Annotated in this window: 8 protein-coding genes and 1 tRNA gene; 6 read left to right on the plus strand and 3 right to left on the minus strand. The window is 71.9% G+C overall.

What is annotated here, in order from left to right:
• Positions 1 to 125 precede the first annotated feature (125 nt).
• Positions 126 to 788 (minus strand): TetR/AcrR family transcriptional regulator, encoded by a 663-nt coding sequence (locus E6P78_RS09065; RefSeq protein WP_136203004.1) that lies wholly within the window; start codon positions 786 to 788, stop codon positions 126 to 128.
• 262 nt (positions 789 to 1,050) lie between these two features.
• Between E6P78_RS09065 and E6P78_RS09070 the strand changes: the two genes are divergently transcribed.
• The 5 genes from E6P78_RS09070 to E6P78_RS09090 all read left to right on the plus strand — a co-directional run bounded on the left by E6P78_RS09070 (position 1,051) and on the right by E6P78_RS09090 (position 6,789).
• A complete protein-coding gene (locus E6P78_RS09070) occupies positions 1,051 to 2,331 on the plus strand; it encodes a M6 family metalloprotease domain-containing protein (RefSeq protein WP_136203005.1) in 1,281 nt (426 codons plus the stop codon).
• 386 nt (positions 2,332 to 2,717) lie between these two features.
• Positions 2,718 to 2,790 (plus strand) — tRNA-Arg (locus tag E6P78_RS09075).
• Positions 2,791 to 2,828: 38 nt separating this feature from the next.
• A complete protein-coding gene (locus E6P78_RS09080) occupies positions 2,829 to 3,524 on the plus strand; it encodes a hypothetical protein (RefSeq protein ID WP_136203006.1) in 696 nt (231 codons plus the stop codon).
• 164 nt (positions 3,525 to 3,688) lie between these two features.
• Positions 3,689 to 5,773 carry a restriction endonuclease gene (locus tag E6P78_RS09085; RefSeq protein WP_206307761.1) on the plus strand — a complete coding sequence of 695 codons (2,085 nt, stop codon included), beginning with the start codon at positions 3,689 to 3,691 and terminating at the stop codon, positions 5,771 to 5,773.
• A gap of 131 nt (positions 5,774 to 5,904) precedes the next feature.
• Positions 5,905 to 6,789: a GNAT family N-acetyltransferase gene (locus E6P78_RS09090; protein WP_136203007.1), complete on the plus strand. Its 885-nt coding sequence runs from the start codon at positions 5,905 to 5,907 to the stop codon at positions 6,787 to 6,789.
• Between the two features lie 379 nt (positions 6,790 to 7,168).
• On the opposite strand, the gene E6P78_RS09095 is transcribed toward E6P78_RS09090, so the two are convergent.
• Complete coding sequence (locus E6P78_RS09095; RefSeq protein WP_136203008.1) at positions 7,169 to 9,067, minus strand: MFS transporter; 1,899 nt, start codon at positions 9,065 to 9,067, stop codon at positions 7,169 to 7,171.
• Positions 9,068 to 9,303: 236 nt separating this feature from the next.
• Positions 9,304 to 11,721 carry a serine hydrolase gene (locus E6P78_RS09100; protein ID WP_240799120.1) on the minus strand — a complete coding sequence of 806 codons (2,418 nt, stop codon included), beginning with the start codon at positions 11,719 to 11,721 and terminating at the stop codon, positions 9,304 to 9,306.
• Between the two features lie 178 nt (positions 11,722 to 11,899).
• On the opposite strand from E6P78_RS09100, the gene E6P78_RS09105 reads away from it, so the two are divergent.
• Complete coding sequence (locus E6P78_RS09105) at positions 11,900 to 12,622, plus strand: GPP34 family phosphoprotein (RefSeq protein ID WP_136203009.1); 723 nt, start codon at positions 11,900 to 11,902, stop codon at positions 12,620 to 12,622.
• Positions 12,623 to 12,753 lie beyond the last annotated feature (131 nt).

The following is a 12,753-nucleotide window of genomic DNA, read 5'->3' on the forward strand; positions in this document are numbered from 1 at the left end:
CAACCGTGCGTTCGGGTCGTCGAAGGCACGGCGAAAGGAAGGACGGAGTCGGTCGGGCTCGGGTCAGGAAGGACGGGGCCGGTCAGGCTCGGGTCGGAGTGGAAGGAAGAGGAGGCGGGCTCGGATCACGCCCGGCGCCGCAGGTCCTCCAAGGTCGCCGCTGTCCCGGGGAGTGCGGACCGGGCCGGGGCCTCCAGTCCGTCCAGGAACAGCTGGATGTGGCGATGGGTGAACCGGTCGATGTTCGGACAGGCGATGCCGGGCAGCGGCCGGGTGAGCTGGGAGAGGGCGACCATTACGTCACCGACGGCGATGTCGGTACGCAGGCGCCCCGCTGACATGGCGCGCGCGACGAGCCCTTCGACGGCCTCTTCGAGGCGCCGGCGCTCGGCGAGCAGTTCGGGGTGGTCCTTGTCGAAGCCGCCGGACAGCATGGGGCACAGGGCCCCGATGCGTTCGTCGGCCGCCGCGTGGACGAAGCGGCTGAGGGCGGCGAAGGGGTCCGCCTCCTCGGCGGTGGCCTCCTCGGCGCGGTCGGTGGTGCGGGAGGTGACCGAGAGCACGACTTCGTTGATCAGTGCGGCCCGGTCGGGGAAGTTCCGGTAGAGGGTGGCGTTGCCGACGCCCGCGCGGCGGGCGACATCGTCGAGCGGCGCGTCCGGCCCGAACTCGACGAACATCTCGCGCGCGGCCGTCACGATCCGCTCCCGGTTGCGCAGCGCGTCGGCCCGCGGCCGGGGCGTGCGCGGCTGTGCGGGTGCGGTGGCGGTACGGGCGGCGGTGACCACTGCGGCGCTCCTTCTCTTCCGGGGCGGCCACGACCGGGAAACGAACCGGGGACCGCCTCCCCGTTTAGCGGGGACACGAGTGCAAACGGGGAGGGCGTCCCCACTTATTTCCGCACGTTTAGTGACCTGCGCCACTCCACTCCTCGCATCGGAAAAACCAACCGATCGGCGCACCCAACGCGCGGCCCGCGATCACCCGGCAGAGGCTGACGGCAGAGCGCAGTCAGGGTCGGCCGACTGCCGCGGCCCCGAAGGCGCCTCCATGCAGCAGCCCCGGCACCGGATACGCAAGCACCGCCGCCCGGTCGTACTCGGCGCTGCAACGGCCCTGGTCATCGCGGCGATGGCATCGGCGAGCAGCACGCTGCCTGTACCCAGCCGGGCCTCGGCGGGACCGGTGGCCACCGCTCCCCTGGCGACCGGACTCGGCCCGTGCCGCATCGCGTCGTCCATGGGCGTGCAGATGTCGGAGGGCATGCCGACCCAGCCCGGCTACTCGCGCTCCACCGGCCAGATCCACGCACTGAACCTGATGATCGACTTCCCGGACGCGCCGGGCACCGAACCGGCCATGGACCGCCTCGCCGAGTTCTTCCCGCAGACCACGGACTGGTTCCGCACGAGCTCCTACGGCCGGCTCACCTACATACCCGAGGCCCCCATCACCTCCTGGCTGCGGATGCCGCTCCCCTTCTCGGAGTACGGAATCGAGCGCGGCTCGCCGTACGAACCGGGCTACCGCCACCTGGTCAAGGACATCGTCGCGGCCGCCGACCCGAAGGTGGACTTCGGCGCGTACGACCTGATCAACATCCTGGTCACCCCGAACGCCGGCCCCTCCGCCCTGGACACCGTGCTGTCGGTGACCTTCTCCGGCAACGACGACGCCCCGCTCGCGGACGGGGTGCCGCTCGCCAACACGTCCTTCGTCTACAGCCGCCAGGACGACGGCTCCGGCTCGTACGCCCAGACCGGCTACCGCGTCCTGCCCCACGAGAACGGCCACGTCTTCGGCCTGCCCGACCTCTACACGGTGGAGGGCGGCGGCTCGGTCGGGCACTGGGACATCATGTCCGAGGACTGGGGCGCCAACAACGACCTGCTGGGCTGGCACAAGTGGAAGCTCGGCTGGCTCGACAACGACCAGGTAAGCTGCGCCGCCCGCCCCGGCACCACGGACCACGTCCTGGAACCCCTGGCCACCCGAGGCGGCCTGAAACTGGCCTTCGTCCCCCTGACCGCCGAATCCGGCTACGCCGTGGAGGTCCGCACCCAGGCAGGCAACGACCAGGCGATCTGCCGCCCCGGCGTCCTCATCTACAAGGTGAACTCCAACGTGGACACGGGCCAGGGCCCGGTCTCGGTAGCGGACAGCACCAAGGACAGCCCCGGCTGCACCCGCCTCCCCAACGTCCACGCCGAACTCTCCGACGCCGCGTTCCAGCCGGGGCAGACCTTCACGGACCGGGCCAACGGGATACGGATCTCGGTGCTGGAGAAGGACGCGAAGGGCGACTACCGGGTGCAGGTGACGCGGCCTTGAGGGCCGGGGCCACTGTCCCAAGGGATGGGCTCCGGCCGGCGACACCACCACCAGCCGGCCGTGGCGGGCCCCGCGGAGGCACCCGACAATCCCCGGCGGAGCCCACCCTCCGGGTCCCTTGCCACGGCCTCCCGAGGCAGCTGCCGAACGGGCGCCTCGACCGCGGTGACCGTACGACCGTGGTACGGCTCATCGTCGGACGGTCCGAGCCGGGCCAGGGTGAGACAAGATCCCCAGCCATCCGAACCCCCCGTGCGCCGAGAACGCCACCCGCTACACTGGCGGGCGGCGAGCAGACCCTCGCAGGTCGATCGCCAACCTGCCCAGACACGTCAAGAACCGGCTCCGCGCACGGGGCCCACTCGACACACTTTGGACAGATCCCAGCCTTCGTAGCTCAGGGGATAGAGCACCGCTCTCCTAAAGCGGGTGTCGCAGGTTCGAATCCTGCCGGGGGCACAAGGGAAAGGGCAGCTACTGGATCCAGTAGCTGCCCTTTGACATCCATCTCCCTCCTGGAGTTACCGACCGCCTGCCGTGCGGCTCTCGCCGGGCACCGGTCGGAGCGGGTCCACGGGCATACCGTTCCCATCGCCGCCGCCTGGTGGAATGCCGAGACAGCCGCCGCTCGCCTGCCGGGTGCGCCCGTAGCGGAGCCCGGTGTCGCGGGGCTCAGTCGGGGCGACCTGTTCGTGGAAGCGCCCGGGCTCGATGCGGGCTCCGACGAGGAGTTGCTGCGGTTTCTGTGGCGCGTTCTCGCCTGGGGCAGCGGCATGAAGCTTCGGCTCAACCGTGCACGCATACAGGCTGTGGCGGCAGACCGGGCCTCCGCCGTGGCGGCTCTGCGGGAGGCGCTGCGGGTGGCCCGGGAGGACGATCCGGCGCGGGCGTACGAGGTTCTGCGCCCCCGTGGGCGTAACGCCGTCGCGTATCTGGGGCCGGCCTTCTCGACCAAGGTGCTGTACTTCGCCGGCGGTGGCGAGCTCGGCCACCCGTGCGTGATCCTCGATTCCCGGGTGGCCGTCACGCTCAGGAACACCTGCGGGTGGCGCTCGCTGGGTGTGGGCGGATGGCCTGCCGGCACCTACGCGCGGTACTGCGCGCTCCTGGGGCGGTGGGCCCGGGAGGAGAGTGGGCGGCTCGGGCGGGACGTTGGCCGGGACGAGATCGAGCGCTGGCTTTTCGGGGGTTGACGGATTTGATCCGGGCCCCGGACCGTCGGGTTCAGTCTCTCCCGTCAAGTGGATGGGCCCCGCGTTCGTTGCGCACTAAAGTTGTCCCATCACTGCTGGTTATGGGGCCGGGGCTCGCCGTGCGTACGCGCACCTGACGTCCTGGTGGGGAGGGCCTGCGAGGCATGAGTCGTCGCTCCAATGGGTTGGTCGGGGTCTGGGCCGAGGCGCAGCGCCAACAGCAACGTCAACGTGAGGCGCAAGCCAGGTATCAGCGGGATCGGGAGCGGGAACAGCGGGCGTACCAGCGGGAACTCGCGCGGAGTCAGCGGGAGCGGAAGGCGGCGTACCGGGAGCAGCGCGAGGCGGAGGCGCGGCGGCGTACGCGGGAGCTGGATGCGCGGGTCGAGGCGTTGCAGGGGTTGCTCGCGGCCGGGTGCCGGGCGCCGGCGTTCCGGGCTTCCGCGCTGACCCGGGTCGAGCGGGTCGAGGCGTTCGCGCCGGGGACGCTCGCGCATCCCGTGCGCATGCCGGACCCGGAGCAGTACCGGGCGCAGGGTGGCGGGTGGACCGCTGGGCGGCGGGCTCAGGCGGAGGCGGAGGCGCGGGCCAGGTTCGAGCGGGACTGGCAGGCGGCGCAGGCGGCGGAGGCGCAGCGGCAGGCGCAGTTCGCCACGTACCAGCGGCAGTACCAGCAGTGGGCCGACGCGCAGCTGGGCGAGATCCGGCGGCACAACGCGGGCATCGCGGAGATGACGGCCGGGCTGCGCAACGGGGATGCCGAGGCCGCCGTCGCGTACTTCTCGGCCGCGCTCTACGCCTCCACCGGCTGGCCCGACGATCTGCCGCGCCAGGTGTCCGCGGCGTACGACTCGGGTGCCCGGCAGCTGGTGCTGAACTGGGAGCTGCCCAAGTACGACGTCGTCCCGGAGGCGAAGTCCGTGCGGTACATGATCAACGCGGATGAGGAGAAGGAGTCGCCGCGGCCGGTGACGCAGCGCCGGGCCCTGTACCGGGACGTACTCGCCCAGTGTCTGCTGCTCGTCCTGCGTGACCTCTTCGCGGCCGACGAGTTCGGGGCGCTGGAGTCGGTCGCGCTGAACGGGTTCGTGGACGACCACGACCCGACGACCGGGCGGCGGACGCCCATGTTCCTCGGTACCGTCATGGCATCGCGCGCCGACTTCGCCGGACTGCACCTGGAGCAGGTGAACGCGGTCAACTGCCTGGTGGACGGGTTGCACGGGCAGTTGTCCGCGCGCCCCGACCAGTACGCGGCGGTGCGCCCCGGCCGGGTTCCCGAGGAGGTCGGCAACGGCGTCGTCACCCATGGGGGCGACGAGGAGCCGGACCTGTACGCGATGGACCCGCTGGCCTTCGAGGCGCTCGTCGCCGAACTCTTCCGGGCCATGGGCATGCAGGCCGTGACCACCCAGCGTTCGAACGACGGGGGCGTCGACGTCGATGCGCTGGACCCGGCCCCGATCCGCGGCGGCAAGATCGTCGTCCAGGTGAAGCGCTACCGCAACACCGTGCCGCCCACGGCCGTCCGCGACCTGTACGGCACGGTCCAGGACGCCGGCGCCAACAAGGGCGTCCTGGTCACCACGTCCAAGTTCGGCCCCGGCTCACACACCTTCGCCAACGGCAAGCCGCTGGAGCTGGTGCCTGGTTCCGAGCTCGTCGACCTGCTGCACCGGCACGGGCTGCGCGGGCGGCTGGGTGGCAGTGGCGAGCAGCCGGTCCCGGCCCAGCGGACCGCACCGGACAGCGAGAGCCGCGGCGGCGACCACAACGTGCTGGGCATGTACTGGTCGGGCGGCGTCGGCCTGGACGTCTGCGCCCTCGTCTGCCACGGCAACCGGGTCCTGGACGACGACCACTTCGTCTTCTACAACAACCCGCGCACCCCCGACGGCACGGTCCGCGAGCTCATCCCCGTCGCCCCCGACAAGGCCGCCATCCAGGTCGACTTCGACGCCCTCCCGGCCCGCGCCGACCGGCTCGTCATCATCGCCGCCATCGATCCCGTCGCCAACCCCGACGCCGATCTGTCCGGATTCTCCGATGCCGGTATCCGGCTGCTCGACGCCGAGCGGAACCCCCTCGACCAGCTGGACGTCTCCGACGGCCGCCCCGGCGAAACCGCCCTCGTCCTCGGCTCCTTCCGCCGCCGCGCCAACGGCGACTGGGAGTTCGTCACCGGTGGCAAGGGATACCCGGGCGGTCTGGAGGAACTGGTCCAGGACTACGGCATCGAGGTGGAGTAGGGACAGCAGGGGGAGTGGCGGGGGGTAGGGGCAGCAGGGGAAGCAGGGGAAGCAGGGGCGGTGCCGGCGGTGAAAGTGCGCCGCGCCGAAAATCGCAGGCGCTCCGTCCGTCCGCCGGGCCAGGATGAGTCATGGACACCGATACGGACACCGGCGCCCGATCCTGGCATCTCTTCCCCGACGTCCACGGCTTCCTCGCCCGCGCCGGCGACTTCCTGCGTTCACGGCCCGCTCTGCACACCCTCCCCCTGACCGTGACCGAGGGCCTGCGTACGCGGGGGGCCACGGCCTACGGGGACGGGGTGCCCGTCTTCGGGGTGCTGGAGCAGGCCGGTGACGTGCGTGCCGCGTACTTCCGGACACCGCCCCACCGGCTGGCCGTCACGCCCCTCACCGCCGAGGAGGCCGGTTCGCTGGCCGATCATCTGGGTGCCGTCGGCCACGCCGTCCCCGGCATCTCCGCGGACAGCGGGACCGCCGCCGCGTTCGCCGAGGTGTGGCGACTGCGTACGGGGGCGGCGCCCCGGCTCCACGAGCGCATGCGGCTCTACCGGCTCGGGACGCTCACCCGGCCCGGGCCGGCGCCCGAAGGGCGGAGCCGGATCGCCGGTGAGCGGGACCGTGAACTGCTCGTGCGGTGGTACGAGGAGTTCGTCGCGGCCATCGACGAGGTGGGTGGCACCAACGCCGGTGCCTGGGCCGATACGCGGATAGCCGAGCGCCGCATCACCCTCTGGGAGACCCCCGACGGCGTCCCCGTCTCCATGGCGGGGGTGACGGCCCTGGTCGCCGGGCAGATCCGGCTGGCGCCCGTCTACACCCCGGCCCACCTGCGCGGACGCGGCTACGCGGGCGCCGCTGCCGTCGAGGCCAGTCGCGCCGCTCTGGCCGAGGGGGCGGACGATGTGCTGCTCTTCGCGGATCTCGCCAACCCCACCAGCAACGGCCTCTACCAGCGCATCGGCTACCGTCCGGTCACGGACTTCGCCATGTACGACTTTCCTGCGGGCGGCTGAGCGGCAGTCGCGTCAAGACGTCGGACGGACGTCGTCGGACGGACGTCGTCGGACGGACGTCGTGTATGCGCCCGGTGGTGCACCTGGTCGTGCACCTGGTGGGCTCTTGGAGCCGGCCGAGGGCTCCGCGCCCGGGGAGGTCAGCAGGTTCGCGGCCCGTCGTTGGGGCAGGTGCGCGATGTCGTCGGCACTCCCTGAGCCTCAGCCCCCGGTCTCCGTCGTCACCTCGACCGTCAGGTACGGCGGCCGGGCCGCCGACCCGGCCGCCTCGGACGCGCCGCGCAGGGCGCGGTCCCACTGACCGACCCGCCGACCGAGCCGCCGGGGCCTGTCGCCCCAGTCCCGCCGACCGACCCGCCAACCGACCCACCGGGGCCCGTCACCGCAGTTCGTCCGGGCACGGGGTGCCGGGTGGGAGCTGGTACGGCGCGCCGAGGCGGTAGAGGCCGGGGCGGGGTGCCAGGAGTTCCGTCCACTCGTCGCCGTCCTCGTCCTCGTCGACCTTGATCAGGCAGCCGTTGGTGTTGACGAAGGACTTCGGGGTGCCGTCCGCGCGGTGCTTGGACGCCTCGGTCTCCTGCGGGCGTTCCAGGCCGTTGCCGGCCTCGTCCACGACGGCCAGCCAGCGCGAGTACGGGATACGGATCAGCACCCGGCCCGCCTTCTTCACGTGGATCGTCAGCTCGCCCTCGCCCGCACGCTCCACCGTCGCCGGCGGATCGGCCAGCGGCACCGGGCTGTCGACCTCGAAGAGCCGCCAGTCGGCGTTGGCCCAGATCGCCTTCAGGTACGGCAGGCCCTTGCCGACCAGTTCGGCCTCCTGGCGGGCGCCGCTGGAGTCGGGGTCGCCCTGCGGCAGCACCACGTAGTGCACCGCCCAGCGGTCGAGCCACTGGCGGTAGTTGATGGCGTCCAGGGTGTCGTCGTAGAAGAGGGGGTTGCGCTTCATGTCGGCCTGGCGGTTCCAGCCTCGGGCCAGGTTGACGGACCGCGGGAGCGCGGAGGCCTCGCGGTGGCTGCTCGGGGGGACCACCTCGACCCGGCCGCGCTCGGCCCCGACCCGCTGGAGCTGGTCGACCAGCGGGGCCAGCGAGCGCGTCCACGAGGCGGTGGGAGCGGTCCTGACGATGTCGTCCACGCCCTTGAAGCCGATCCAGAAGTTCAGCGCGGCGAAGGAGAGGACCAGCGCGTACCAGCGGCGGGAGCGGGGCGCGGTGTACGGCAGCGCGGCCAGCAGGACGATGCCCGCGAACAGCATCGCCATCCGCGACACGTTCGAGCCGATCTGCGAGTCGATGACGTACGTGAGCAGCGTCCCGACGCCGTAGACGGCCGACGCCGTGCGTACCGTCTTCCAGTCGCGCGGTACGAGGAAGAAGACGAGCCACGCGAAGATGAACGGCCCCGACAGCGTGGCGACGGACATCGGCTGCGTACCGGAGAACGGGAACAGCCACGCGGACAGCGCGACCACCGCGACCGGTGCCAGCCCCAGGGCGTACGCGCCCGGGCGCCGCTTGTTCAGGAAGAGCGCGGCCGCGACCACTCCGAGGAAGAGGCCCGCCACCGGGCTCCCGGCCGTCGCGAGGCCGGCGAGGGGCGCGGCGACGGCCGCCTTCGCCCAGCGCCTGTACCGCCAGCGGTACGGCCAGCAGAACACCGCCGCGGCGGCGCCGATCGCGAACATCATGCCGAGCCCGAACGTCACCCGGCCCGACAGCGCGTTGCACAGGTACGCGAAGACGCCCGCCATCGAGCAGGCCAGCGGGTTGCGGACCGCCTTCACCCGGTACAGGATCAGCGAGGTCAGCCCGGCCGAGATCGTGCCGGCGATCATCATCGTCGTACGCACACCGAGCAGCGACATGAGATACGGCGAGACGACGCTGTACGAGACGGGGTGCATGCCCCCGTACCAGGCGAGGTTGTACGCGGTGCCCGGGTGCCGGCCGACGAATTCGGCCCAGGCGTCCTGGGCCGCGATGTCGCCCCCGCTGTTCGCGAAGAAGAAGAACCACAGGATGTGGACGGCGGCGGCGACCGCGGTCGTCAGCAGGACCGGGTGGAGCAGGCACAGCTCCTTCAGGCCACCGAACCGGCCTCCGAACCAGCCGCCCGACCGGCCGCCGGAACGGTCGCCCGACCGGCCGACCCCGGGCGAGTCCGGGGTCCGCTCACCGGCGCCCCGGGACTTCGCTTCCGATCCCGGTTCCGCTCCCGCTTCCGTGGAGCCCGCGCCGGCGTCGTCGTCCGCCCGTGTCGGCTCGGCAGTGGTCACTGCGTCTCTCCCCGTCCCTCCCCGGACGCGTGGTTTCCGCCGGCTCTCCTGCTCGGGTCTCATGGGCCGAAAGACGCGTTCCAGGGTCCACGCGTTGCCCCCGGGACGCTAACACGCGGCGCCTTCCGGCGTACGGAAAGGCGGCCCCGGTCCGGCCGGGAGCGGGGGCGGTCGCGGCGCTGTTCCGGGGCGCCCCCGCTGGGCCGGTGAGACTCGCGAAAGCGCCCCCGTTCCGCTCAGCCCAGGCGGGTCAGCTTGGACCCGGCCGACGGCTTCTCCAGGTCGCTCTGCAGCGCGACCGCCACCTCCACCTGGCTGGCGCCCTCGCCCACGGTGAGCGTGCCCACGTGCGTACCGGCCACCGCCTCGTGCGGGATGGTCTTGCCGTCGTCGGTCAGTTCCAGCTTGACCGTGAGGCCGGACCAGCCGATCGCCTTCACGTCCTTCGTCGCTACGACGGGCGTGGTGTGGCCCATGCCGTCGTCGACCGCGCCGACCACATCGCCCTTCTTGACGATCTTGGAGCCCTTCAGCAGGTCCTGCGTGGCCAGCATCACCTTCTTGCTGACCCGGTTCACCTCGTCGATGATCGAGTCCTTGTCGTACTGCCCCAGCACCGCGCCGACGATCAGCTGGTCCGTGCCGTCGATCATCTTGTGCGCGGCGAAGAGCAGGTTGCCGCCCGCCTTGGAGGTGGAGCCGGTCTTGATGCCCAGGGCGCCGTCGAACGGTACGAGGGTGTTGTAGTTCCGCCACACGTGGCCCGAGGGGTCCTTCCACTCCGGCAGCTTGGTGATGTCCATCAGCGCCGGGATCTCCACGAGCTTCTCGCCCAGCTTCACCAGGTCCTCGGCCGTGCTGACCGTCGAAGCGGTGAGGCCGGAGGGGTCGGTGTACGTGGTGTTCTTCATGCCCAGCTCGTCGGCGGTCGCGTTCATCTTCTCGACGAACGCCTTCTCCGAGCCCGCCTCCCAGCGCGCGAGCAGCCGGGCGATGTTGTTCGCCGAGGGGATCATGATGGCGGTCAGCGCCTCGCGTTCGGAGAGGACGTCGCCCTCCTTCACCGTGCTCAGCGTGGACTCGCCCTCGGTGTAGAGCTTGCCGTCCGACTCCGCCTTGGCGTCGATCTCGATGTCCGGGCCGTCGGCGCCGCGCTTGAGCGGGTGGCTCTTGAGCACGAGGTACGCGGTCATCGCCTTGGCGACACTCGCGATCGGCACCGGCTTCTGCTCGCCGAACGAGTCGACCTTCCCGAGGCCGGTGGCCGCCATGTAGCCCTGGCCCTGGTCGGGCCACGGCAGCTTCGGGGTGCCGCCCTCGAAGCTGTACGTCGGCTTCGCCGTCATCGTGAGCGACGGGTCCGGCAGCGGCCGCACCATCTGCACGATCGCAAACACGATGAGCAGGAGGAGGACCAGCGGCGTCCAGATCTTGACCCGGCGCACGGCGGTGCGGGCCGGGGTCTCCGGCGGCGGCGGGGTGTTCGTCAGCTCGGCGAGCAGGTCGAGCGGCGGCTTGGGCGGCATCGGCTGCTGCCGCGTCCGCTCGGCACCGCTGAGCGAGGCGGCGGACGGGCGCACACCGGGGCCGACGCTGCCGGGCGCGGGGATCTCGGGCTTGCGCGCCGCGGGCGCGGGCGCGGGCCGTACGTCGTCGGCGCGCAGCGGTACGAAAGTGCTGGTCCGCTCGGTCAGGGACTCCGGCTCGGAGGCGAGCTGCGGCTTGCCCGAGGGCGACCGGGTGATCTTCAGCGCGGTGGTCGGCTGGTCGACACGGGGCAGCCGGGGCGCCTTGAAGACGGCGGTCGGCTGATCGACCGCGGGGGCCTTGTCGGCGGAGTCGTCCGGGGCGGGGGTGGCGTCCGGATCGGGGACGTCATCCGGATCGGCGGCGGCCGGGTCGGGCTCGGGCTTCTCGGCGCTGCCTTCGGGCTTGTCGGCGGCGGGCGCGGGGGCCTTCGCACCGGACCCGGCGGCGGGCTTCTCCTCGGCGTCCGGCTCTTCCTCATCGGCCGCCGGCTCGGGCTCCGCCCTCTCCGGGGCGGGCTTCTCCGCCTTCTCCGGCTTCTCCGGGGCGGTCTTGGTCGCTGTCCGGGTCGCCTGCTCGGCGGATGCCCCCTCGGGGGCCTCGTCGGAACCCTGAGTGGATCGGGCGGACTTGGACTCGGCCCGGGCGTCGGACACCGCATCGGACTCCGACTCGGCCTCGGACACCGCGGCGGGCTCGGCCTCCGGCTCCGTAACCGCTTCCTCGCGGGACCGGGGCACGCGGCCGACCGGCTCCTGCGGCACCGCGTCGTCGGACGCCGCGTCGTCACCGCCACCCTCGCCATCCGCATCGGCATCGGCGTCGTCCGTCTTCGACACCCACGCGGCCACCGCCGCACGGAGCCGCGCATCGCCCTCGCCGGGCTCCGCGGCCTCCCCAGCCGTCTCCGGGGACTCAGGGGCGTCCGAGGCTGCCGGAGCCGTCTCCGGGGCCTCCCCCGCGTCACCGGCCGGGCCCGGCGGAGCACTCTCTGCGGTCCCGGCACCCCCGGAAGCGGGTTCGCGGAAGACGTCGAGCCGCGGATCGCGCTCGTTCCGAGTCGTTCCCGACGACTTCTGCTGCTTCGACCTGTCGGGGGACTCGCCCGCCACCGATGCCTCCTCCATGCGGCGCGGGGAACCCCCGCGCTGTCCGAACCATCTACCAGTGTCCCGTGTGAACCCTTGGCCGGGCTGCTAGACGAGAACGACATACCTGCCGGTTCCCATACAAAGCCCCCAGGCACCCTCGACAGACGGATGTGAGAGGGGTCACCCTGTCATTCATCCACGCGGGGAGGCATGGATGGGCAGGAGCCGCAGAACAATTCCGGAGGAGCTTCTGCTGCTCGCTCTGGACCCGACCACGGGTACCACAGCGCAGCCGCAGTCGCTCGACCTCGGCCTCGCCGGAGCCCAGCTAGTGGAGCTGGCCCTGGCAGGACGGATAGCCCCTGACGGGGATCGTATCGCCGTGGTGATGCCACGGCCGACAGGAGATCCGACTCTGGACTCCGCACTGGAACTGCTGCGCAGGCGCGGCAGCCCGGTCCGGGCCGTCCACTGGATCGGCGGACCCCGGCTGGGGCTCCGCCAGATTTACCTCGCTCATCTGGAGCGGTGCGGCATGGTGCATGCCGTGGCGGGCCAGATGTGCGGAGTGCTGCCGACGACTCGCTACCAGGCGACGGACACGGCGATCAGCCGGGACATCAGAGCCCGGCTGGACAGTGCGATCCGCACCGGCGTACCGCCGGACCCGCGGACCGCGGCGCTCGCCGCACTGGCCCACGCGGTCGGACTCGGCAAGCACCTGTACCCCGGGAACGAGGGGCGTTCATCGCGCTCCCGGCTCCGGGACCTGATCAGGCACGACCCGATGGGCGGACTCGTGGCGCACGCCGTGATGGACGTCCAGAACGGGGCGGTCGCACAACCGCGCCGCAATCAGGCGGCCGGCGTTCCGTTGCAACCGCAAGCGCAGTCGCAGTCACGCCGCGGCAGCATGGCGCACACCGCGGTCCATTAGGAACCGCGTACACGCGCCGCTCGCACCACGACGCACGGACTCGCACCGCCGCGTCAACAACCGAATACCGCCGCGCCGTCGTCCTCAAGACCCGGTTCGGGAGCCGCACCAGACGCGGGGCAGCCGGATAC

This window comes from Streptomyces sp. A0958 (assembly GCF_004795035.1).
In the GTDB taxonomy this organism is placed as follows: Bacteria; Actinomycetota; Actinomycetes; order Streptomycetales; family Streptomycetaceae; genus Streptomyces.